The following is a 20,417-nucleotide window of genomic DNA, read 5'->3' on the forward strand; positions in this document are numbered from 1 at the left end:
TACGAGATTAGCGAGTGTCTCGTGGGCTCGGAGATGTGTATAAGAGACAGGGGCAGAGAGGGCAGAGAGCAGAGCGCGTAGAGAGAGGGATGCTACGCGGCCTCGGCGGTAATCAGGATCGGGCGGTGGTCGCTCGTGCCCTGCGGCAGGGTCGTGATGTTCGAGATGTCGAATCCGACCGAGGTGGCGAAGTCGTAGTGTCCGCGGAACACCCGATAGCGGGTATAGGTGCGGTCATCGCTCAGCGTGAGCCGGTAGCCCTGATCGCGCACGCTCTGGCCCAGGCTCTCCTTGAAGACCGGGTAGTTGTAGTCGCCGACCATCAGCACCGGCAGTGAGTCGCCCAGTGACTGCAGCTCGGTGAGCGCCGCACGAATCTGGTTGCGGCGCAACGAGTTCAACGCGGTCAGCGGCGCTGCGTGAAACGACGCCACGATCAGGCTGTGACCGGTGTCAATGTCCTGCAGTCGTGCACCCAGAACCCGCTCATTCGCCGGCTTGAGCACACGGTCGTGCAGCGACTTCTTCAGTCCGATCGTGCGCACCTTCTCGACCCGGAAGGTGTTGGAGCGCAGGTACAGCGCGAGCCCGAGCCTGTTGCCGCTGGTGGCCTGCACAAGAGACAGCCCGCCGATCGCATCCGGCAATGCGGCGGTGTCGCATTCCTGCAGACAGAGGATGTCGGGCGCATGCTCGGCGACCAGCCCTGCCAGCTCGGTGGCGGCGCGGTGCTTGCGAAGGTTGTACGAGATGACTCTCATATCCCCACGCTACCGCTGGCGGCGCGCACGAGTCTGCGCGGCGCGGACAGCCAGTAGATCATCGGCCGGGTACCCGACCTCGGCGAGCGTGAGTCCGCGCGCGGGCAGCACCTTGAACGCACTCGTGCGGGTGAGCTCGTCACGCAGCCGCGCGACATCGTCAACCGAAAGCCTGCCCTCCCCCACCGCCGCGCACGCCCCGACAAGGGCGCGCACCATGCTGTGGCAGAACGCGTCGGCCTTCACCTCGGCGATCAGCACGCCGTCGGCCTCGCGGAGCCACCGATAGTCGAGCAGGGTGCGGATCGTCGTCGCCCCCTCACGCGGCTTGCAGTACGCCGCGAAGTCGTGCAGGCCGATGAGGGTCTGCGCGGCGGCATCCATCACCTCGACATCGAGCGGCGCCCGCAGTGTGGTCGTGTCGTTGCGGCGCATGGGGTCGTACCCGGTCGCCGCGTCGGCGAGCCGGTATCGGTAGCGCCGCCACACCGCAGAGAAGCGCGCGTCGAAACCCTCCGGCGCGATGCTCGTGCGCGTGACGGTGACGTCGGGGTACGCGCCGAGAACTCCCCGCATCCGCCGCGCGAGAGAACGGGCCGGATCGGATGCCGCAGAATCGGATGCTGCCGGATCGGATGCTGCCCGCCCGGGCCTCCCTTCGATCCGCGCCCACTGCGTCTCATCGAGATCGACATGGGCCACCTGGCCGGCGGCGTGCACACCGGCATCCGTCCGCCCGGCGACCACGAACTGCACTTCGGAGCCGACGATCCGCGCGAGGGCGTCTTCGAGGGTGCCCTGCACGGTGCGCAGGCCGGGCTGTTTGGCCCACCCGCGAAAGTGGGTGCCGTCATAGGCGATGTCCAGGCGAATGCGCACGAAGCAAGCCTAAGCTGGAGGGCCGCTTCGCCACTTCCGGCACTCCCTCGAATCACTGATCTTCATGCCCTCTTCTCCGCACACTCCGCGCTACGCCGGGCTCGACGGACTCCGGGCGATCGCCGTGGGACTCGTGCTGCTCTACCACCTGTTCCCCGAGCTGCCGGTCGTGGGCGGATTCGTCGGCGTGGACGTGTTCTTCGTGCTCAGCGGGTTCCTCATCACGTCGCTGCTGCTGCGGCCGAGTCGGCACAGCGTGCGGCACCGACTGGTGGATTTCTGGCGGCGACGAGCACGCCGACTGCTGCCAGCCCTCGCGATCGTGCTCACCGTCTGCGCAACCGCGGCGTGGATGATCGGCGGCGATGTGCAGGTCGGCATCGGCAGGCAGCTGCTGGGTGCGTCGTCCTTCAGCTACAACTGGGTGGCGCTGCTTGGCGGCTCCGACTACTTCTCCGCGGCCGAGCCCGAGCTGTTCCGCAACGTCTGGTCGCTGGCGGTCGAAGAGCAGTTCTATCTGCTCTGGCCACTCTTGCTGCTGCTGGTGCTGCTGATTCCGGCGCGCTGGGTGCGCGTGGCGTTCGCGCTGGGTGCCGCAGGAGCGTCGGCGTGGTGGATGTCGGTGCTCGCCGGATCGGGCGAAGTGACCCGTGCCTACTTCGGCACCGATTCGCACGCATTCGGGCTGCTCGCAGGCATCGCGCTCGCATTCGCCGCGCAGAGTATGCCGGATGCGGCATGGATGCGACGACGCCCCGCGCTCATCGGCGGCGCAGCGCTCGGCGCGTCCGGGCTTGCATTGATCGTGTTCGCCGCTCTGCAACCGGAATCAAGTGCGACCTTTCCGGGGATGCTGCTGCTGGCATCCGCGGGGTCGGTGCTGGCGATCGTCTCGGGCATTCTGCCCGGATCGTGGTTCGGCCGGGCGATCGATGTGCAGCCGCTGCGCTGGATCGGCGACCGTTCGTACGGCATCTACCTCTGGCACTGGCCCGTGCTCGTGCTGGTCGCCGCCGCGAGCGGATCGGCGGTCGCAGGACCAGGAATGGCGGATGCTGTCGCACCATGGACGATCGGAGTCACCGCTCTGGCGATCTCGCTGGTCGCCGCGGCAGTGTCGTACCGCTTCGTGGAGATGCCGCTGCGCCGACTGGGGTTCCGCCGGTCGCTGCAGGCGGTGCGGTTGCGGCTGCGGCGGAGCCCCGCGAACCGATTCGCGATGCTCAGCGCGCTCACGGTCTGCGCGCTGGCGCTGGGCGGTGCGACAGCGGCGGTGGCGAGCGCCCCGCCGATGACGACGTCGGAGCGGACGATCCGAGACGGTGAGCAGGCGCTCAAGGATGCTGCCGCGCAGCCCGCTCCCGCGCCATCGCCCAGCGCGTCTCCTGCCGCTCTCACCGGCGATCAGATCACCGCTGTCGGAGATTCGGTGATGCTGGCATCCGCTCCTTCGCTCTACACTCTTCTGCCGGGCATCGACGTGGATGCCGCGGTCTCGCGTTCGATCTGGGCGGGCCCCGAGATCATCGACCACCTCGCGGCGGCCGGAAAGCTGCGCGAGCACGTCGTCGTCGCACTGGGAACGAACGGCGCCGTCGACCTCGACGTGCTGCAGAAGATCGCCGCCACTGTCGGACGCGACCGCGACCTGGTGCTCGTGAACGCCTACGCGCCCCGCGACTGGATCGCCGGAGTCAACCACGACCTTGAGTCGTTCGCGAGCGCGCGTACGGGTGTGGTGGTTGCTGACTGGTCGTCGGCGATCTCACCGCACACCGACCTGCTCGCGGGCGACAAGATCCACCCCGGATCGCGCGGCGGCGACATCTTCGCCGAGGTCGTCGAGAAGGCGATCCGCGCCGCGCAGCAGGAGCGCGAGAACCGGCCGAGTGCGTTGAAGTGGGAGCCGTTCAACGGGTGATCCTGCTCTGAAGGCTGTCGGCCCCAGTACGACTCGTACGGCGGCTACGGCGAAGGCGGAGGTCCGCCCCATCCGCCGCGGGGTACGCGCGGTTGAAAGGCGCGGTCGGCAGGGAGCTCGGCCGGAGGAACCCCGACCTGGTCGATGCTGTTCAGCAGCTTCCTCGCCTGCCTTTCGGCAATGTAAGGCGTTGATGGATCAGCAGCGGGGTGCGGTTTCTCGGATGCTGCGATCGCGCGAACCTCTTCGAGAGCTTCGATAACAATTGCGGATGCGCCGCGGACTCCCCAGGACTCCACCTCGGCGACAAGATCTCCACCTGTCAAAGCTGGGTAGCTATTGTGCCCGTTGACACGAAGAGCCAGTTCCTCATCCAGTCCGAGATGCAGTTCTGGAACGACGTCGTACATCGGCGCCAGACGCACCTCGCCACTCTGCTCATGAAGAAGGGAAATATTCTTCGCATGCAGGTCGAGGTTGCCAATCGCTGCCGACAACGTCACCATTCGGGCAAGCGCGCGTTGCTCCTGTCCTCGCGCATGCGTCCGCAATACTTGCGCGATCTTTCGCAAACGTCCATCGGGCTTCCCCTCGTACTTGTCATCTCCGCGATAACCAAGTACCTGGTTGAAATCCTCTTGATGGATGCGTTCACCATCATCCCCACGGTCATATCGTTCGATGACCAATGCTCGCCTGCCCGCGATCTCCTGCACGCTGGTTTCGAAGTCAGCGAGCCCCATCCCACGCGCGAAGCGAGAGCCATACTCTTCATCGAAGATCAGCGAGGGGTACTTCCCTGACTGCGGCTTGAGGATATGCGTCGAGGCGAACCCGTCGAGCGGCTCCGCCCACCCGTCACCCGTGCGAACCAGAAGCACCTTGTCTTGAACACCTGCAAGAGACGACAGTCGACGGCGACCCTTGTTCCCTAGAGGATTCGCCTTGACCTCCTCAAACATCGTCACGACTTCGGCGTCGGTGACCGGTCTCGCCTCTGGTCGGCGCGGTTCGTCGGGGTCGGCAGGATTCCAGATCTGCAGCGCTCCGGCTACGTCCCGTCCATACCGGGCCAGCAGTCCCATCGTGTTGCTCTCGTCGAGCCTCGCAAGGTTGGCGAGTTGGCGACGGGTGTTGCCCTCAGCCAAGACTTCTTCAAAGAACGCGCGACGTCGGTTGAGATCGCTCTTGCGGGGCGATTCGATCAGAGGAACGGCCACCGATACAGCAATACTCCCGACGCCGAACTGCTCCAGCCCGGCCTGATCCACGCCAAAGTCAAAGTCGCCTCGCAGTCCGATCAGCACACCGACCTTGACGCCGTACAACTCAACCGTGAGTTCATCCACGATTGGTGACATCTCGTAGTTGGCCGTAAATGTCGACGCCAGTCTCTCTCATGTAGTCGAAGAGCCGCTCGACGGCCTTAGTGGGCTTCCCTTGCTCGACCTCGATGATGTAGCGCTTGCTGACGCCCATCCGCTCGCTCAATTCCGACTGGGTAAGGCCATTTCGCAGGCGTGCTTCACGGAGAATCTGCCCGAGAGCTTCCGGACTGGCAATCCGTGCTGTGCGCATCAAATCCTCCTGGTTACGTTTTCCTCACCAGTATCTCATAGTTACGTTTTTTGCACACGCGAGCTCGAGTTACGTTTTTCGCACCCAGACCGCGAGGTTACGTTTTTCGCACGCCCCGGGAGCCGCACCGACGATCTCAACGCTGCACTCGCGGGTTTCTTCCGCACGCGACGGGGCGCCACCCGTCCGACCATTGGGGACGACCGGGCACTCGTGCGAACATCGAAAACATGCAGAATCGCAATATTGCCCCCGCTGCCCTAATCCTCGCCGCGGTCGCACTCGTCGGCTGCTCCCCTACGGCTGAGCCGGAGGCTGCTGCGACGCCGTCACAGACCGCCCCGGCTGCTACCGCGCCCGGACCGACGAAGCCCGCTGTGACGCCCGAGCCGGACCCGTGTCCGTTCCCCCGCCCGTTTATCACGCTCGTACAAGACGGGAAGCACATGGGCACCGGCTACAACCCGGACGGCGGCCGGATCACCGGGCTGCTCAAGAACGAACCGGTAGACCTCGGCCCGTCGACATACGCCGAGGGCACCGCGAACTTCAACGACGCGGGCGAGATCGTTTCCTACACCGTCGCGCCCGGCGATGTGTACGAGATGATTTACAAGCGGTTCTGCTTCACCAACTTCTACAGTGTCCTGACCTACAACAACGGCTTCGAACCGATGCGGTCCCGTAACTCGTTCAGCAACATCCACCCCGGCGACGTGCTGATCCTCCGGCCCGACCCGACTGTCGAATGGCTGCCCTAAACCCCGCGCTGCTCCACCCCCGGCCGCGCCTGAGCCAACCGCTGTAATGCCTGGGATGCCGCAGTCGCCGAGAACGTCGACGCGCGCCCGAACCAGTGACTGCAGCATCAGAGCCTCGAGCGGCGCTTCGTGTGACGCGGCTGAGAAGCTACTGCACCGATCCTCGTGAAAACGGTGGGCGGCAAGTCACTGATGGGACGAGAAAACCCCCGGAGACCGGGGGTTTCATTCTGTAGGCGGAACGCGACAGCTTTGGAACTCCCGCCGGATTCTTAAATCCCTGATCAGACGGGATAAGGACGGACGCATCATTCTCCCCGAAGGCGCCCCGGAGACCCGAATCCAGGACATTCGGGGGTCTGTCGCGACGTCGATTGAGACGAGTGGAACACACCTTTTGGACAAGGATGTAACCCGCCTCGTGCGCGATTACGAGCGCGGAGCAACGGTGTCCGAGCTGGTGAAGAAGTACGGCATCCACCGGGCGACGGTTCGCACGCATCTTGCCCGCGCAGGCGTTTCTCCGCGGGACCGCGTGCCGGACGATCCGAACGGCGACGAGTACCTGCGGCTCTACGACCAGGGCGTCGGACTTGTGACGATCGCCAAGAGCTACGGCACGACACCGAGCAAGGTCCGCACACAACTCATCAGGCGCGGCATTCACCTGCGAGGGTGAGCCTCAGATCGAGTCATCGAGGATGCGCGGGCTCCGTACGTCAAGGACGTCCGCTCGTTCGTGGGACTATGAGCACAGGCAACGTCTCATGGCCCACGGTACGGCGTCGAGCCGGGTCGTCCATGGACTTGACGCATTCGCTGAGACGTCGGGCGGTGCTGAAGCATGTAAGGAGAATGCATGGAACCCCACACGCAGCAGTCCATGCAGCGTCGCGGCCGAGCTTCTTCGCGACGAACTCTGCCCGTTCGACACCATCGGCATCCGTATAGGTCTTCACGTACCCTTCGGCGAGGAACCAGTCGGACATGCGGAACTTCGAGTACGACTCCTCAGTGGCCCTCCGATACTGCACGAGGTCGTGGAACGTGGTGTTGAGTCTGGTGAACGATCCGTCCTTCTCGCGTTGATAGTGCTCTTGACCGATCTTCGCGTAAAGCGGGCATCACCAGCGCGGGTGAAGCTGAGCGCTGGCTTTGATGCGATGAAACCCGATAGGGACCAACTACGCAGTCGTAAGAGACCACGGCGGCGGGTACAGCTGACAACTCGCCGCCCGCGGCGGACACACCACAATGTTGTTGGCGGGGCGAGACTTGCCCAAGCCCTGGCAGCGTCCTGTCGAACGGGAGTAGCAGCCGGACCGGGTTTGTCGGTGGGCTGCGCGAGAATCGGAGCCATGACGGACTCGCTCGACGCTCGTGTACCAGAACACTCACCACTCAAAGACACCATGATCAACGCCGGCCTGGCCGGGGTGTCAGCAGTTCCCCTCGTCGGTGGCGTCGTGGCGCAGTTCACCTCAGGACTGCTCGCCGAACGCCAGGCCGCACGGCAGCACGAGTTCAACGTGGCAGTCGCCCGTGTCGTGGAAGACATCTTGACGCGTGTCGACGGGCTCACGCCCGCGGCCGTGCTGGAGTCCGATGAGTTCATGGCTGCATACGAGCGCGCATCCCGAGCTGCCGCCGAAACTTCCAGCGCGGAGAAGCGTGCCCGGCTCGCCTCAGCCATTCGGCACGCTGGCCCATGGAGCACCATCGATGAGTCGAAACGGACTCAGTTCCTAACTCTCGTGGCGCGCTACGACGACCTGCACTTCGCGATGCTCAGCTTCTTCCGCGACCCGCGAGCATGGATCAAAGCGAACGCGCCCGACTGGCACGAGCCTGATCAGTGGGGCGCTTCGTCGATCGGGGCACTCCTCGAGAGATACGTCTTCCCAGACGTTGCTGGCTGGCAGCAGCTCGTGACACCGGTGCTCGATGAGCTACAGAACGCTGGCCTGCTCGACAACGCACCCCTGAACACGATGATGACTCCAAGCGGACCTCTCCAGCAGCGCACGAAGCCCTTGGGCGCTGAACTGCTTCAGTTCGTTGAGATCGAATCGACGCCGTGACCAACAAACGGAAAATGAACCGGAGGCAATGATGGCTCTCAGTCACCCCGGAGAGGAAGACGACATGACGTTCATCCAGACGTTCGGTAGGACCTTTGGAACGAAGAGGGTCAACGTCACGCCCGGCGCCGAAGCTCCCGGTCGGAACGTTGAGGTCTTCGACGGCCTGGTGCAGCCCAAATCCGTCGACTTCAACGTCGATACCCCGATCTACGTGGGCGACCAACTGACCTGGGATGACCCGCGCGGCGGGCAACAACACGTGTACGCGACGCACGTCGACGTACTCGATGCAGGTAGCCGCAACATGCGCCACATCTCGGTCAAGTGGGCCAAGACCCCACCTGTTCCTGCATCGCCGTCAGGCAACGGTCACGTCATTGTCGTCAACGGCAGCAATGTGAACATCGCCCTTGAAGGCAGCACCATCACACAGCAAGTGCCCGTCGCCGCCGGATACGAGCAACTGGCTGATGCTGTCGGCCGCGCATTGGCGCTGATCGAGGCCACTCAGGGGATTGACCCTGACGAGGTAGACGCCGCCCGTGAAGCGGCGACGCTCGTGGTCGAGGAGGCAGCGAAGACCGAGCCGGATCCGCGCGTGCTCAAGAAACTTCTGCTGCCGCTGAGGGGCGTTCTTACCTCGGCAGCGAACTCCGGTGCCGGTGCCGCGGCTTCCGCACTGATCACACAACTCATGACCTGACTTACGGCGCGGGGCGCGGGGCGCACCGCTACTACCGGTCCGCAGTGAATATCACCATCGCCGGTATCGAGGTGACCAGTACCCCACTTGAAGAAGGCGTCCACGAGTAGCCGGGCGACGTCGCTGCCGACTCACACCCCTGAGACCCTCACACGTACTCAGTTTGCGGGATCGAAGCGACCAGGCACGAAGTTTGGCTTGTCGTAGTTCGATGTTTGGTATCCTCGCCAGGTGACGGTTTCGGAGCTTTCGGCGAGTAGTCAGAACTATCTCAAGGCGGTGTGGAGTCTTGGGGAGTGGTCTGAGGAACCGGTGACGGCATCGACTGTAGCCGCGAGGACGGGTGTGAAGCTCTCCACGGCATCGGATGCGATCCGGAAGCTGACCGTGCAGGGACTGTTGGAACATGCCCCGTATGGTGCGGTGACGCTGACAGCGACGGGTCGGGCGCATGCGGTGGCGATGGTGCGTCGGCATCGGTTGATCGAGGCGTTCCTGGTGAAGGTGCTCGGATACCGGTGGGATCAAGTGCACGATGAGGCGGAGACGCTGGAGCATGCAGTGTCGGATTTCATGATCGACCGGATCGATGAGTATCTGGGGCATCCTGTCCGCGACCCGCACGGCGATCCGATCCCAGGCCCGGACGGCTCGGTCAGCAGGCCCGATGCGGTGTTGTTGACGGGAATGGAGTCGGGCCGGCGTGTTCGTGTGGAGCGGATCTCGGACAAGGACTCGCAGTTGCTGCAGTTCTTTGCCGATCACGGCATTGGCTACGGGACCGTGCTGGAGTCGCGACCGGCTGCCCCGTATTCGGACACTATCGAAGTGGTGATCGAGGAAAATGGGACATCGTTGCCGTTGGGCCGGTCAGCGACCGATGCGGTGTGGGTGACGCCGGTCTCGTAGGCGTGAGAACTCGCTCGTTGCGGGTGCAACGATAGCGGAGATGTGTGCGGCGCTACCCCGTCCGATGCTCGCTGAGCCGCGGAGCGTGGCCAGGGTTCTGACACCGGTGGCGCTATCGAGACCTCTGATCTCGGCCGGTGGCGACGACGGTGCGCTCCTCCGAGCGTGCGGTGTCCTTGAGGTGGGACCTCGCGTAGTAGCGGCCTTCGCCCGCTCGGAGCAGTTAGCCGGCGTCCAACGCCTCCGCGATCAGCCGTTGGTCGTCGGTGGCGCCGACGACCTCGACTCGTCCTGGGGTGGTGATCGCCGCCCACTCCTGGACGAACTCGCGGATCGCCCGGTTCGTCAGTCCCGCGTCGTCCAAGACGGTGTCGATGGCGACACTCATGCGATCCTCGTTCCTGCCGTGGCGCCGGGGGCAAGCGCGTGGACCTCGTGGAGGTGGATCAGGACTGCTGCGGCCGGGGGCTTCATGCCGCACTCGGCTGCGAAGTCGACCGCCGCATCGAACACGTCGCCCCCTTCATGCACCTGGGGCGTTCCGACGAACCGGTAGCCGTCGAGGGCGTCCCGGTCGATGACGGCGACCACCGCGGCCGATCCGGCGCGGATGTTCGCCAGGTGCTGCCCGGCGGTGTTCTCGTTGTAGATCAGCGTGCGCTCATCCCAGACCCGCATCGAGCGCTTCGGCCCGACATCGGGCATCCCGTCACGTGTGGCGGTGGCAAGGATCGGAAGCTGAGCGGCAAGCAGTTCCCGCATCGCGGCCGTCAGGTGAACCTCACCTCGCAACCGCTCCGCCAGCCCCTCCGCGTGCGCCAAGGTCTGACCAGGAACGGGCGAGGTCAGTGGCGGTGCGCCCGCGCGCAGTGACGCATCCACGAATCGTTCGAGCTTGTCGGCATCCTCACCTCGCAGGAACACCACCAGCATCCGAAACAGGCCATGCACCACCGTGGCCGGGTCCGCTGACGTCTCCAGTAGCCGCATCGCAGCCTGATGATCTCCGGCCCGTGTCTGCTGGAACAGGCCGATCGACTCCAACCACGTGCCCTCCCGCGAGGTCTCCGCTGTCACTACGCACTCCCCTCTCGCAGCAAGCTACCGCATCCCCAACATTCTATGTTCGATACACCGTAGTTGAAAACATGGGCGTGTCGTAGACGAACAGATCACATCGATGTTATTACTAGATACGCCGCTCCCAACAAGAGCGGGACACAACATGTAGTGGTTGGCGTCATTGCACGGCCGGCCAGTGAGTGAGGAGGGATCGCTGTGCAGACTCCGGCGAGATCAGTCCAGGACGTGCCGCCGGTGCGTGAGCTGCCGGTCACGCAGTCGCCGGGGCTGGTGCTCTTCTCGAGCGTGTCGGAGAACACCCGCCGCTTCGTCGAGCGGCTCGACCGGCCCGCGGTCCGTATCCCGCTGCGGCCGCGGGTGGAGGGTCTGATCCGCGTTGCGTGGCCCTTCGTGCTCGTGGTCCCCACGTACGGCGGCGGGGAACGTGCCGGGGCTGTGCCGAAGCAGGTGATCTCGTTCCTGAACGACCCGGCGAACCGGGCACTCATCCGGGGTGTGATCACGGCGGGGAACACGAACTTCGGTGAGCACTACTGCCTCGCCGGTCCCGTCATCTCCGCGAAATGCCGGGTCCCGGAGCTGTACCGCTTCGAGCTGCTCGGCACGACACGCGACATCGAACAGGTGAACACCGGCCTGACCCGCTTCTGGGATCAGGCCCCTGACGAACAAGCATCCATTGAGAGGAAGACCGCATGACCATCATCTCCCCAGAAGCTCCCGCACGCACCGGTATCGGTGCGCGGAAGGACTACCACGCGCTGAATGCGCAGCTGAACCTGTTCGCCTCGGACGGGTCGATCCAGTTCGACAAGGACCGGGAAGCTACCGAGGAGTACCTGCGCCAGCACGTCATCCCGAACACGAGAACCTTCCCGGGCGTGGCCGAGCGCCTGGAGTGGCTGGTCGCGAACGACTACTACGAGCGGGCCTTCCTCGACGCCTATCGTTCGGAGTTCCTCGCCAACCTGCACGAGCGCGCCCACAACACCGGGCACCGCTTCCAGACCTTCCTCGGCGCGTTCAAGTTCTTCACCTCCTACGCCCTCAAGACCTTCGACGGCACCACCTACCTGGAAGGGCTCGAAGAGCGCGTCGTCGCCACCGCACTCTTCCTCGGACAGGGCGACGAAGCCCTCGCGACCCGACTCGTCGACGAGATGCTCTCCGGCCGGTTCCAGCCAGCGACACCGACGTTCCTGAACGCGGGCAAAGCGCAGCGCGGCGAGCTCGTCTCCTGCTTCCTGCTCCGCCTGGAGGACAACCTCGAGTCCATCGGACGGAGCGTCAACTCCGCGCTGCAGCTCTCCAAGCGCGGAGGCGGGGTCGCGCTACTGCTGACGAACCTGCGCGAAACCGGAGCACCGATCAAGCAGATCGAGAACCAGGCATCCGGCGTCGTGCCGGTGATGAAGATCCTCGAAGACTCCTTCAGCTACGCCAACCAGCTCGGTGCCCGGCAAGGAGCGGGAGCGGTGTATCTGCACGCGCACCATCCGGACATCCTGCGGTTCTTGGACACGAAGCGGGAGAACGCGGACGAGAAGATCCGCATCAAGACCCTCTCCCTCGGCGTTGTGATCCCCGATGTCACCTTCCAGCTCGCGAAGGAGAACCGAGACATGCACCTGTTCAGCCCGTACGACGTCGAGCGCCAGTATGGGAAACCGCTGTCAGATCTGTCCGTGAACGACCACTACGACGAGCTGGTCGCAAACCCGCGCGTACGCAAGACCACGATCAGCGCACGGGAGTTCTTCAAAACCCTCGCCGAGCTGCAGTTCGAATCCGGTTACCCGTACGTGCTGTTCGAGGACACTGTCAACCGCGCGAACCCGCTGCAGGGGCACATCAACATGTCGAACCTGTGCAGCGAGATCCTCCAGGTCAACACCCCCTCCGCCTACGACGCCGCGATCGGCTACGAGCAGGTCGGCCGGGACATCTCCTGCAACCTCGGCTCCCTCAACATCGCCCAGGCCTTCGCCTCACCCGACTTCGGCGCGACCGTCGAGACCGCGGTGCGGGCACTCACGAGCGTGTCGGATCAGACCGACATCGACGCTGTCCCATCGATCGCGGCCGGGAACGACGCGTCGCACGCGATCGGTCTCGGGCAGATGAACCTCCACGGGTTCCTCGCCTCACAGCGCATCCGCTACGGCAGCGAGGAGGGCATCGACTTCACCGACATCTACTTCCTCGCCGTCACCTACCACGCCCTGGCCGCCTCCAACCGGATCGCCATCGAACGCGGCACGGCCTTCGCCGGGTTCGAGAGCTCCGCCTACGCGGACGGCTCGTACTTCGATAAGTACACCGAGCGCGAGTGGCAGCCCGCCACCGACCGTGTCCGCGCTCTCTTCGCCGAGGCAGGCGTCGCGATCCCTACCCGTGACGACTGGGCGCAGCTGCGGGAATCGGTGCGGCAGCACGGCATCTACAACGCCTACCTGCAGGCCATCCCGCCGACCGGATCGATCTCGTACGTGAACAACGCGACCGCGTCGATCCACCCGATCGCGGCGAAGATCGAGATCCGCAAAGAAGGCAAGCTCGGCCGCGTCTACTACCCGGCCCCGCACATGACCGACGACAACCTCGAGTTCTTCGAGGACGCGTACGAGATCGGCTACGAGAAGATCATCGACACCTACGCCGCCGCCACCCGCCACGTCGACCAAGGCCTCTCGCTGACGCTGTTCTTCCGCGACACTGCCACCACCCGCGACATCAACAAAGCACAGATCTATGCCTGGCGTGCCGGGATCAAGACCCTCTACTACATCCGCCTGCGCCAGCCCGCACTCGAAGGCACCGAGATCGAAGGCTGCGTCTCCTGCGCCCTTTAACCCCTGAATCCGCTCTTCCCGAAGGAACCCCGATGACTCTCATTGACACCACCCGCCCGATCACCGAGATCTCCGTCACCCCACCCGGATACCGGCACGACCCGGCAGTCCGCCTGCGACCCATCAACTGGAACCGCGTCGGCGACGACAAAGACCTCGAGGTATGGAACCGCCTCACCGCGAACTTCTGGCTCCCCGAGAAAGTGCCCCTCTCCAACGACCTCCCCGCCTGGCAGAAACTCACCCAGGAAGAGCGCACGCTCACCATGCGCGTGTTCACCGGACTCACCATGCTCGACACCGTGCAGGCCACCGTCGGAGAGATCTGCCAGATCCAAGACGCCCGCACCGAACACGAGGAAGCCGTCTACACCAACATCGCCTTCATGCAGTCCGTGCACGCCCGCTCCTACTCCTCAGTGTTCTCCACCCTCACCTCGACACCGGAGATCGACGATGCCTACCGGTGGGCCGTGGGCAACGATCTGCTCCAGGAACGGTGCAAGAAGGTCCTCGCGCACTACTACGGCGACGACCCGCTCAAACGCAAAGTCTCCTCCACGCTGCTCTCGTCGCTGCTGCTGTACGCGGGGTTCTACCTGCCGCTGCACTTCTCCGTGCACGCGACGCTCACGAACACGGCGGACATGATCCGGCTCATCCTGCGTGACAAGGCCGTGCACGGATACTACTCCGGCTACAAGTACCAGCGCGGCCTCGAAACCCGCACTCCCGCCGAGCAGGAGCACATGCGCGAGTTCACCTACGCACTCCTCGAAGAGCTCTACGACCTCGAACTGCAGTACTCCGGCGAGCTCTACGAACCGCTCGGCCTCATGGACGACGTCGCCGTCTTCGTCCGCTACAACGCGAACAAAGCACTCATGAACCTCGGCTACCCCGCCCGCTTCACCCCAGAAGAGACCGAAGTCAACCCCGAGATCCTCGCCGCTCTCGCCCCCGGAGCGGACGAAAACCACGACTTCTTCTCCGGCTCCGGGTCCAGCTACATCATCGGCAAAGCCGTAGACACCAGCGACGACGACTGGGACTTCTAACCGACCATCATTCCCACAACATACGCCTCAGAGAAAGAGAACCACCCCTTGAGTAAGAACGTCTCCGTCCTTGTCGGCAGTCTGCGCCGCGGCTCCTACGCACGCAAGATCGCCCACAACGCCATCGGCTACTTTCCCGAAGGCTACGATGCGCGCATCGTTGAGATCCGCGACCTTCCTCTCTACGACTTCGACTACGACGATCCCGAAGTCACTGACAAACCCACCCCGCCGGAGTACACGCAGTTCCGGGAGATCATCCAAGCCGCCGACGGTGTGTTGTTCGTCACGCCGGAGAACAATCGCACCATCCCCGCCTGCCTGAAGAACGCCATCGACATCGGCTCCAAACCCAACAGCGATGTCGCCTGGAAGGGGCTCCCCGCCGGAATCATCAGCCACTCCGTCGGACGCATGGGCGGGTACAGCTCGCAGAAGAACCTTCGGCTCGCGCTCTCATACTTCGACATGCCCGCCCCCGGCCAGCCAGAAGTCTTCCTTTCCCAGTCGCCCACGCTTGTCGATCAAGACGGGCACATCTCGCAGGACTCGACCGTGCAATTCCTTCGGGACTACATCCTCCGGTTCGCTCGACTCATCGAAGACCAAGACTCGGTGCGCTGATCAACCCCTGCATCTCATCGGGAAGGACACGCACCAGGCTTGGGCGCATGTGCCGCCGCGGTCTACGGGGTGTGCAGCACCGGGACCGGTTCTGGTTCGTCCCGCGTTCCTGTCGGATTGCGCGCATGGCGTCGCGTGCCCGACCGGTTGATGAGGCGGCGGACGGAGTTGCGCAGAAGCACGATCGTCGTGATGACGGCCGCCCAGGCGCACTTGAACATGTTCCAGATGAACAGGAAGCCAAGGAACGCGAGCCAGCCGGGTCCGCCTCGTTCGACAAGTGTGTAGCAGATACCCGCTGTGAGCAGGTAGACGGGTACGAGCAGGAGCACGAACGGACCCCACTTGAGGCCCCGCGGTGTACGGATCGCGGCGAGCAGCAGGTTCGTCGGCGCGTACTGCAACAGCCCGTGAATGCAGACGCTGGCATTCCACAGCAATCGGATCATCGGGAGCACGCACCCTCTCGGAAACCATGGACATGGTGGCCGGTAGCGGCTAGGAGAGTGATTTCCCACCCGAGGGGTGGGGGCTATCGGTGCAGGTCCTGGGTTGATTCAGGGTGCCGCATCGACGTGAGTTCGATTGCTACCAGTACCCACTTTACCGCGGACGGCGACATCCCAACAGGAGGATTCCGCCGATGGCTGTGTTCCGTTGCTCTACGGACGCTTGGGTCTGAAGGGTGGCTTTTGTACGTCAGGGTCAGCTGCGGCGAGGCCCTCGACGATGACCTCGTAGCCGGTGAGGTCTTGTGGCGGCCAGTCTTCAGCGCCAAGGAGGTGATGCAGTGCGGCCAGGCGCTGCTCGAATTCTTTCCTGCCGTCGGCCCGGATCTCCAGGTCGTTCGCACCGTCGACAGCACCGGTGCGCTTGATCGTGAAGGTTGACTTCGTGATGCTCGAGCTGTCAGCCCCGATGCCGATCAGCTGGTGTTGTATGCCGTGTTCCGTCAGCGCGGTGGTGACAGCCCGACGCACCTGCTCCTGCAGCGCGGTGGTGGCTGCGTCCTGAGTGTCAGCGTCCTCGTCGATGGTCATCGCCTCGATCAGGATGAGGTTGCTGCGCTGGCCTCCGACTGGGCGCGCCTCGTAGCCAAGGGCGGCTGCGGCGCTGACTACGGCGCCCACATCACGAGGCGAGGTCTGCACGGTCAGGAGGATCGTCGCCATGCCTGCCAGGATAGACCTGTTGCCCACGATCAATCAGTTTTTCCTGCTCGGTGCAAGCGGTACGTCAGAGCCGGTGTCCGTGAGCGTCGTAGCTGTGTGCGGGGCCGGGGCGGGGTGCGGGGTGCGCGAGTCGGGCTGCGGTGGTGATGGCTGCTTGTGCGCGCGCGGCGTCCAGACTCTGGTTCCCGGACTGCGGTGAGTCGCCGAGCGGTCGTTGTGCGTCGGTGATGCCGTAGCGGTCACGGTAGGCGGTCACGGTCCGCAGTTGCCGTTCCCATTCGGCGCGGGCTTGCGGATTCGCGGAGGCCGATCCAAGGGTGCGCAGCCATGGCACCTGCTCGTCGAGGGCGCGTTGGGCGAGCGCGTCGGCTCGTTGCTCGATCAGGGTGCGGCGTTCATCGAGGGCGCGCCTGCTGTCCGGGTCGGTGGTGTCGGTGACCTCGTAGACGATGCCGGCGATGAGGCGGACTGGTTCCCGGGTGCGGGTGCTCCCGGTTCGCGATGTTGTCGCCGCCTGGAGGCGGTGCTGGATCACGGATGCGAGATCCTCCGCCCCGGCGAGAGGCCGCGCAGCGATGAGCTCCGGCAGCAGGCGAGGAAGATCGTAGCGTTCGGCGTCCGCTCGACGCAGCTCGCCCGCGAGCGCGCCGAACGCTTCGGACGCGATCACGTCGTCGACCTGTTCCCGGGTGAGTGCGGTCTGTTCGAGGAGGGTGATCCAGCGGTCGTGCTGTACGTGTTCGGCGATGGTGTCGTATTCTCCGGCGAGTTGCGCGATCGAGGACCAGTGCTCGTGTTCAGCGCGGAGCATCTCGTGGGCGGAGCGTTCTGCGGTTTCGTGGGCGAGGACGCCGGCGAGGACACTGCGGGCGGTGACGTCAGGCTCAGGCTCTTTCTGGTGTTCTTCGAGGGGGAATTGGTCGATGGCGACGTAGGCGGTGTTCGCCTCGCGGCCACGGGTCATGGCGACGTAGAGGCTTTCGCGGGTCATCTGGTGCGAGTGCACGATCGCGTGTGCGGTGTCCACGGTCGCACCTTGGGCGCGGTGCACGGTGATCGCGTAGCCGAGGTTCTGTAAACGCACCTACCTCTCACACGAGTAGGAAGGCGGGGCCAAGAGATGGGCAACAACAAGCAGAAACCGGGCACAGAGCCGTTGCGGGCGGTGGTGTACGTCAGGATCAGTGACGATCCCGAGGGCACCGAGCGTGGCGTGGATCGGCAAGAGGTTGATTGCCGCGCTTACGCCGCAGCTCACGGGTGGGAAGTCGCAGCAGTATTCCGTGAGAATGACACGTCAGCGTTCAAGCAGCGGACGATCACGTTGCCGTCGGGTGAGCGGGTACGGCGGGTGATCCGTCCGCAGTTCCGGGCCATGCTGAAACACCTCACCGACGGGCAAGCGCAGGTGATGATCGCGTACGACTTGGATCGGGCGGTGCGCGATCCAAGAGATTTGGAAGACCTCATCGATGCGAAGGTGCTCGGCGGCTTCACGGTCCGCTCTGTGACCGGATCGCTCCGTTTGGATACGGACTCTGATGTGGCAATGGCCAGGGTGCTGGTCGCGATGGCGAACAAGTCGTCGGCTGACACTGCCCGCCGTGTCGCGCGGGCGGCGAAGCAGCAGGCTATCGAGGGTGCCTGGCATGGTGGCAGGGTGCCGTTTGGATACCGGGCCGAGGCAGGCGCGCTTGTGATCGATCCGGTGACCGGGCCACTGGTGGTCGAGATGTACCAGCGGGTGCTCGCCGGAGACTCCCTGTATCGCATTCGCAAGGACTGGAACGCGCGCGGCATCCTCACCACCCACGGATGCTTGTGGTCGGATCGCACGCTCAAGATGGTGCTCTACAACCCCTCCAACAAAGGCGTACGCGAGTACCGGCCCATCATGCCGGACGGAAGCCGCGCGAAAACCTCGAAAATGCAGGTCAAAGCGGCATGGCCCGCGCTCGTCGACGAAGATGCCTGGCAGCAAGCCTCCGATGTCCTCGACGCGAGGAAGAAGGCCCGGAACTTCCACCAGCCCGGCAGCGGTGCCGCGGTGCGGATGTATCCGTTCTCGGGGATGATCCGCTGTTCACTATGCGGCACGTCGATGATCCACCGGGGTGGTGTGTACCAGTGCTTACAGCCCACCCCAGGCGGGTGCACTCGGTCGATTCGCTCTGCCGAAATCGAGAAGCTCGTGGAGGAAGCGGTGCTGGCGACGTTCGAGCAGATCACCCTCCACCCCACAAAACACCGATCCTCTGGCAGTGACCTTGCGGCGAGGGTGGGGCTCGCAGCGACGCTCGACAAAGATCGGGAGCGTTTGGCGCGGCTGGATGACGACTACTACGACGGGCTGATCGACAAAGCAATGTGGGTGCGGCAGCGGGCAAGGATCGCAGAACGGATCGAAGTGACCCGGCGCGAGCATGCGGCGACGATGCCCGAGCAGCACGCAGGGCTCAACATCGACATGACCACGGTAGCGGCCGAGTGGGAGGGGCGTACCCCGATGTGGCAGTACCAGGCGGCGAGCCTGATCCTGCAAGCAGTACTCGTGCACGCTCACCCGGCAGACATGATGACCGCTGTGCCCAAACGTCGCAACGAGAGCACCGAGGACTTCCATGTGCGCCGTGATGCGCACCGAGCGGCAGTGCTCGCCCGCCGGGTCGAGTTCATCTGGCGCGCATGAACTTGACGGTTCGTGACCGGTCCCGAAGCTCTGAGCCGTTCAGGGTGCGGGGCCTTCGCGTTTCTCGGCGACGGGCGCGCGCAGGGGGCGCGGGGCGGTGCACAGTCCGCGCAGCCGAGTCAGCACGGCAGGATCTTCTATGACGGTGGTGAAGCCCTGCTCGCGCCGCGAGGCAGCGGCAAGCCGAGCGCCGAGTGTCGAAGTGGACGAGGGCGCAGGAGGCATCGGTGCGGTGGACGTAGCGGGGGTAACGGTGTGGGTGCTCATACCGTTAGGTGCGGAACCCCGCCCCAAATCAAGGCTCGGTGCGAAGACCGGGGTTGGCGGCGCGGATCATCTTCATCAGTACCTCGTCGCCGCGCAAACTGTCCAGTGTTTCGCCGTTCAGTAGCCGCAGCAGCACACCATCACCCACCGGGGTGCCCGCGTGTTTTGGGTCGGGGTGACCGAGGACAATCCGCAACTGCGCAGACCATGACCGGGGTGGTATATCGAGCAGCATCGGAATGGTGCGGTCACGGCGCAGTACCTCGACCCCGCGCTGCCGTGAGGATAGGTCGGCAAGTCGGTAGGCGACATGTTGGACACACTCGGCGACCAGCGCAGCATCCCAGCCCGCGGACTCAAATAGCGTCACCGTAGCGGAGAGAATCGCGGCCACTCGTGTCTCCTGCTCGCTCTCGTCCACGTCGCCGTGATCGTGGTGCGTGAACGCAGGATGGTAGTCGGCTAAGCGCTCCCGCTCGGCGAACCGCACGGCATCGTGAAACCCTGCAATCCGAGCGGTGTGACGCACCTTGCTCGCTGATGTCAGCATCCCAGCGGCACGGGTCTCCGCGTGACAGGTGATCTGCACGGCACGCGTCACCACCGCCCACGGGTTCCCTGCGTTCCGCGTAGAAGGAGCGAGCATCACCTCGAACGCTGCCGATGCCACCGCCCAAGCATCCAAGCCATGCTTACGGGCGAGTAGCCGGTACTTGATCGCCGTGTAGCGCATGAGTTCTGATGCTTCACAGTCACCCCGCCACGCGCCCGGCCCAGCGTCGTGTAACCGGATGAGGAGGGCGCGTAGACCTTCTGGGCTCTCGAAACTGCTGCTGGCCGAGCCAGCCGTTCCCGCAGCATCGTTGGTAGCGGGTGAGGTGTGTTCGTCCACGGTGACGCCTCCCAGAAGGGAGGTGCGCACCCGGAACCCAAACCACGCCGCGTATCGGCGCGTCCACGATCGTTTGCAGGCGCGCCAGCTCGCGCAGACCTATATCGACTCTGCAGGGTCTGTTAAATCGGCTCTTCAGAGTTGAGGTGGGTCTGAGGGGGCTGGGCGCGGTGGCGGGGTGAGT

22 protein-coding genes are annotated in these 20,417 nt (G+C 64.5%); 11 read left to right on the forward strand and 11 right to left on the reverse strand.

Going from position 1 to position 20,417, the window contains the following annotated elements; translation table 11 throughout:
- Positions 1-92: 92 nt before the first annotated feature.
- Positions 93-761, reverse strand: coding sequence for an endonuclease/exonuclease/phosphatase family protein (locus FM104_RS14170; protein WP_087132879.1), 669 nt, complete (start codon positions 759-761; stop codon positions 93-95).
- A gap of 9 nt (positions 762-770) precedes the next feature.
- Positions 771-1,640: a tRNA pseudouridine(38-40) synthase TruA gene (gene truA, locus FM104_RS14175; RefSeq protein ID WP_087132880.1), complete on the reverse strand. Its 870-nt coding sequence runs from the start codon at positions 1,638-1,640 to the stop codon at positions 771-773.
- 64 nt (positions 1,641-1,704) lie between these two features.
- Here truA and FM104_RS14180 point away from each other — a divergent pair, with 64 nt between their 5' ends.
- Positions 1,705-3,561: an acyltransferase family protein gene (locus FM104_RS14180; RefSeq protein ID WP_087132881.1), complete on the forward strand. Its 1,857-nt coding sequence runs from the start codon at positions 1,705-1,707 to the stop codon at positions 3,559-3,561.
- A 44-nt stretch (positions 3,562-3,605) separates the two neighbouring features.
- On the opposite strand, the gene FM104_RS14185 is transcribed toward FM104_RS14180, so the two are convergent.
- On the reverse strand, positions 3,606-4,910 hold the full coding sequence (locus FM104_RS14185; RefSeq protein ID WP_179206820.1) for a type II toxin-antitoxin system HipA family toxin: 1,305 nt from the start codon (positions 4,908-4,910) through the stop codon (positions 3,606-3,608).
- Positions 4,903-5,139 (reverse strand): helix-turn-helix domain-containing protein, encoded by a 237-nt coding sequence (locus FM104_RS14190; RefSeq protein ID WP_087132883.1) that lies wholly within the window; start codon positions 5,137-5,139, stop codon positions 4,903-4,905. Before FM104_RS14190 ends, FM104_RS14185 begins: the two co-directional genes overlap by 8 nt.
- A gap of 446 nt (positions 5,140-5,585) precedes the next feature.
- Here FM104_RS14190 and FM104_RS14195 point away from each other — a divergent pair, with 446 nt between their 5' ends.
- From FM104_RS14195 to FM104_RS14215, 5 genes are all read left to right on the forward strand, one after another.
- Positions 5,586-5,900, forward strand: a complete 315-nt coding sequence (locus tag FM104_RS14195; protein ID WP_087132884.1) for a hypothetical protein — start codon at positions 5,586-5,588, stop codon at positions 5,898-5,900.
- A 421-nt stretch (positions 5,901-6,321) separates the two neighbouring features.
- A complete protein-coding gene (locus tag FM104_RS14200) occupies positions 6,322-6,579 on the forward strand; it encodes a hypothetical protein (protein ID WP_087132885.1) in 258 nt (85 codons plus the stop codon).
- 679 nt (positions 6,580-7,258) lie between these two features.
- Complete coding sequence (locus FM104_RS14205; RefSeq protein WP_087132886.1) at positions 7,259-7,981, forward strand: hypothetical protein; 723 nt, start codon at positions 7,259-7,261, stop codon at positions 7,979-7,981.
- A gap of 64 nt (positions 7,982-8,045) precedes the next feature.
- Positions 8,046-8,687 carry a hypothetical protein gene (locus FM104_RS14210; protein WP_143738435.1) on the forward strand — a complete coding sequence of 214 codons (642 nt, stop codon included), beginning with the start codon at positions 8,046-8,048 and terminating at the stop codon, positions 8,685-8,687.
- 231 nt (positions 8,688-8,918) lie between these two features.
- Positions 8,919-9,596: a metal-dependent transcriptional regulator gene (locus FM104_RS14215; RefSeq protein WP_087132888.1), complete on the forward strand. Its 678-nt coding sequence runs from the start codon at positions 8,919-8,921 to the stop codon at positions 9,594-9,596.
- Positions 9,597-9,819: 223 nt separating this feature from the next.
- Here the strand turns inward: FM104_RS14215 and FM104_RS16585 are convergent, their stop codons facing one another.
- Positions 9,820-9,984: a hypothetical protein gene (locus tag FM104_RS16585; RefSeq protein ID WP_179206821.1), complete on the reverse strand. Its 165-nt coding sequence runs from the start codon at positions 9,982-9,984 to the stop codon at positions 9,820-9,822.
- A complete protein-coding gene (locus FM104_RS16640; RefSeq protein ID WP_218778589.1) occupies positions 9,981-10,673 on the reverse strand; it encodes a pyridoxamine 5'-phosphate oxidase family protein in 693 nt (230 codons plus the stop codon). Before FM104_RS16640 ends, FM104_RS16585 begins: the two co-directional genes overlap by 4 nt.
- A gap of 231 nt (positions 10,674-10,904) precedes the next feature.
- On the opposite strand from FM104_RS16640, the gene nrdI reads away from it, so the two are divergent.
- The 4 genes from nrdI to FM104_RS14240 are packed head-to-tail and all read left to right on the forward strand — an operon-like array spanning position 10,905 to position 15,213.
- Positions 10,905-11,378, forward strand: coding sequence for a class Ib ribonucleoside-diphosphate reductase assembly flavoprotein NrdI (gene nrdI, locus FM104_RS14225; protein WP_179206823.1), 474 nt, complete (start codon positions 10,905-10,907; stop codon positions 11,376-11,378).
- Complete coding sequence (gene nrdE, locus FM104_RS14230; RefSeq protein WP_087132890.1) at positions 11,375-13,531, forward strand: class 1b ribonucleoside-diphosphate reductase subunit alpha; 2,157 nt, start codon at positions 11,375-11,377, stop codon at positions 13,529-13,531. The genes nrdI and nrdE overlap by 4 nt, the downstream gene beginning before the upstream one ends.
- A gap of 32 nt (positions 13,532-13,563) precedes the next feature.
- The gene (gene nrdF / locus FM104_RS14235; protein WP_087132891.1) at positions 13,564-14,589 is read left to right on the forward strand and encodes a class 1b ribonucleoside-diphosphate reductase subunit beta; all 1,026 of its coding nucleotides are present in this window, start codon (positions 13,564-13,566) and stop codon (positions 14,587-14,589) included.
- A gap of 48 nt (positions 14,590-14,637) precedes the next feature.
- Positions 14,638-15,213 carry an NADPH-dependent FMN reductase gene (locus FM104_RS14240; protein ID WP_087132892.1) on the forward strand — a complete coding sequence of 192 codons (576 nt, stop codon included), beginning with the start codon at positions 14,638-14,640 and terminating at the stop codon, positions 15,211-15,213.
- 62 nt (positions 15,214-15,275) lie between these two features.
- On the opposite strand, the gene FM104_RS14245 is transcribed toward FM104_RS14240, so the two are convergent.
- The 3 genes from FM104_RS14245 to FM104_RS14255 all read right to left on the reverse strand — a co-directional run bounded on the left by FM104_RS14245 (position 15,276) and on the right by FM104_RS14255 (position 17,469).
- Positions 15,276-15,662 (reverse strand): hypothetical protein, encoded by a 387-nt coding sequence (locus FM104_RS14245; RefSeq protein ID WP_179206822.1) that lies wholly within the window; start codon positions 15,660-15,662, stop codon positions 15,276-15,278.
- 213 nt (positions 15,663-15,875) lie between these two features.
- Positions 15,876-16,385: a hypothetical protein gene (locus FM104_RS14250; protein ID WP_087132893.1), complete on the reverse strand. Its 510-nt coding sequence runs from the start codon at positions 16,383-16,385 to the stop codon at positions 15,876-15,878.
- Positions 16,386-16,449: 64 nt separating this feature from the next.
- Entirely contained in the window at positions 16,450-17,469 is a 1,020-nt protein-coding gene (locus FM104_RS14255; RefSeq protein ID WP_087132894.1) for a C-terminal helicase domain-containing protein, read from the reverse strand.
- A 36-nt stretch (positions 17,470-17,505) separates the two neighbouring features.
- Between FM104_RS14255 and FM104_RS14260 the strand changes: the two genes are divergently transcribed.
- Positions 17,506-19,074: a recombinase family protein gene (locus tag FM104_RS14260; protein WP_087132895.1), complete on the forward strand. Its 1,569-nt coding sequence runs from the start codon at positions 17,506-17,508 to the stop codon at positions 19,072-19,074.
- Between the two features lie 39 nt (positions 19,075-19,113).
- Here the strand turns inward: FM104_RS14260 and FM104_RS16355 are convergent, their stop codons facing one another.
- Together FM104_RS16355 and FM104_RS14265 are read right to left on the reverse strand one after the other, a co-directional pair.
- Positions 19,114-19,341 (reverse strand): hypothetical protein, encoded by a 228-nt coding sequence (locus tag FM104_RS16355; protein WP_143738437.1) that lies wholly within the window; start codon positions 19,339-19,341, stop codon positions 19,114-19,116.
- Positions 19,342-19,369: 28 nt separating this feature from the next.
- A complete protein-coding gene (locus FM104_RS14265; RefSeq protein WP_256971682.1) occupies positions 19,370-20,074 on the reverse strand; it encodes an exopolyphosphatase in 705 nt (234 codons plus the stop codon).
- Between the last annotated feature and the right edge of the window lie 343 nt (positions 20,075-20,417).

Origin of the sequence: Microbacterium esteraromaticum, assembly GCF_900163815.1 — a bacterium.
GTDB lineage: Bacteria > Actinomycetota > Actinomycetes > Actinomycetales > Microbacteriaceae > Microbacterium > Microbacterium esteraromaticum_B.

Bases quoted from the DNA above. Each gene is read 5' to 3' on its own strand.
- FM104_RS14190 (WP_087132883.1), bottom strand. From the start codon at position 5,139: ATGCGCACAGCACGGATTGCCAGTCCGGAAGCTCTCGGGCAGATTCTC.
- FM104_RS14195 (WP_087132884.1), top strand. From the start codon at position 5,586: ATGGGCACCGGCTACAACCCGGACGGCGGCCGGATCACCGGGCTGCTC.
- FM104_RS14265 (WP_256971682.1), bottom strand. From the start codon at position 20,074: ATGCGCTACACGGCGATCAAGTACCGGCTACTCGCCCGTAAGCATGGC.
- FM104_RS14260 (WP_087132895.1), top strand. From the start codon at position 17,506: ATGGGCAACAACAAGCAGAAACCGGGCACAGAGCCGTTGCGGGCGGTG.
- FM104_RS14250 (WP_087132893.1), bottom strand. From the start codon at position 16,385: ATGGCGACGATCCTCCTGACCGTGCAGACCTCGCCTCGTGATGTGGGC.
- FM104_RS16585 (WP_179206821.1), bottom strand. From the start codon at position 9,984: ATGAGTGTCGCCATCGACACCGTCTTGGACGACGCGGGACTGACGAAC.
- FM104_RS16355 (WP_143738437.1), bottom strand. From the start codon at position 19,341: ATGAGCACCCACACCGTTACCCCCGCTACGTCCACCGCACCGATGCCT.
- FM104_RS14245 (WP_179206822.1), bottom strand. From the start codon at position 15,662: ATGATCCGATTGCTGTGGAATGCCAGCGTCTGCATTCACGGGCTGTTG.
- nrdE (WP_087132890.1), top strand. From the start codon at position 11,375: ATGACCATCATCTCCCCAGAAGCTCCCGCACGCACCGGTATCGGTGCG.
- nrdF (WP_087132891.1), top strand. From the start codon at position 13,564: ATGACTCTCATTGACACCACCCGCCCGATCACCGAGATCTCCGTCACC.
- FM104_RS14180 (WP_087132881.1), top strand. From the start codon at position 1,705: ATGCCCTCTTCTCCGCACACTCCGCGCTACGCCGGGCTCGACGGACTC.
- FM104_RS14170 (WP_087132879.1), bottom strand. From the start codon at position 761: ATGAGAGTCATCTCGTACAACCTTCGCAAGCACCGCGCCGCCACCGAG.
- FM104_RS14210 (WP_143738435.1), top strand. From the start codon at position 8,046: ATGACGTTCATCCAGACGTTCGGTAGGACCTTTGGAACGAAGAGGGTC.
- FM104_RS14205 (WP_087132886.1), top strand. From the start codon at position 7,259: ATGACGGACTCGCTCGACGCTCGTGTACCAGAACACTCACCACTCAAA.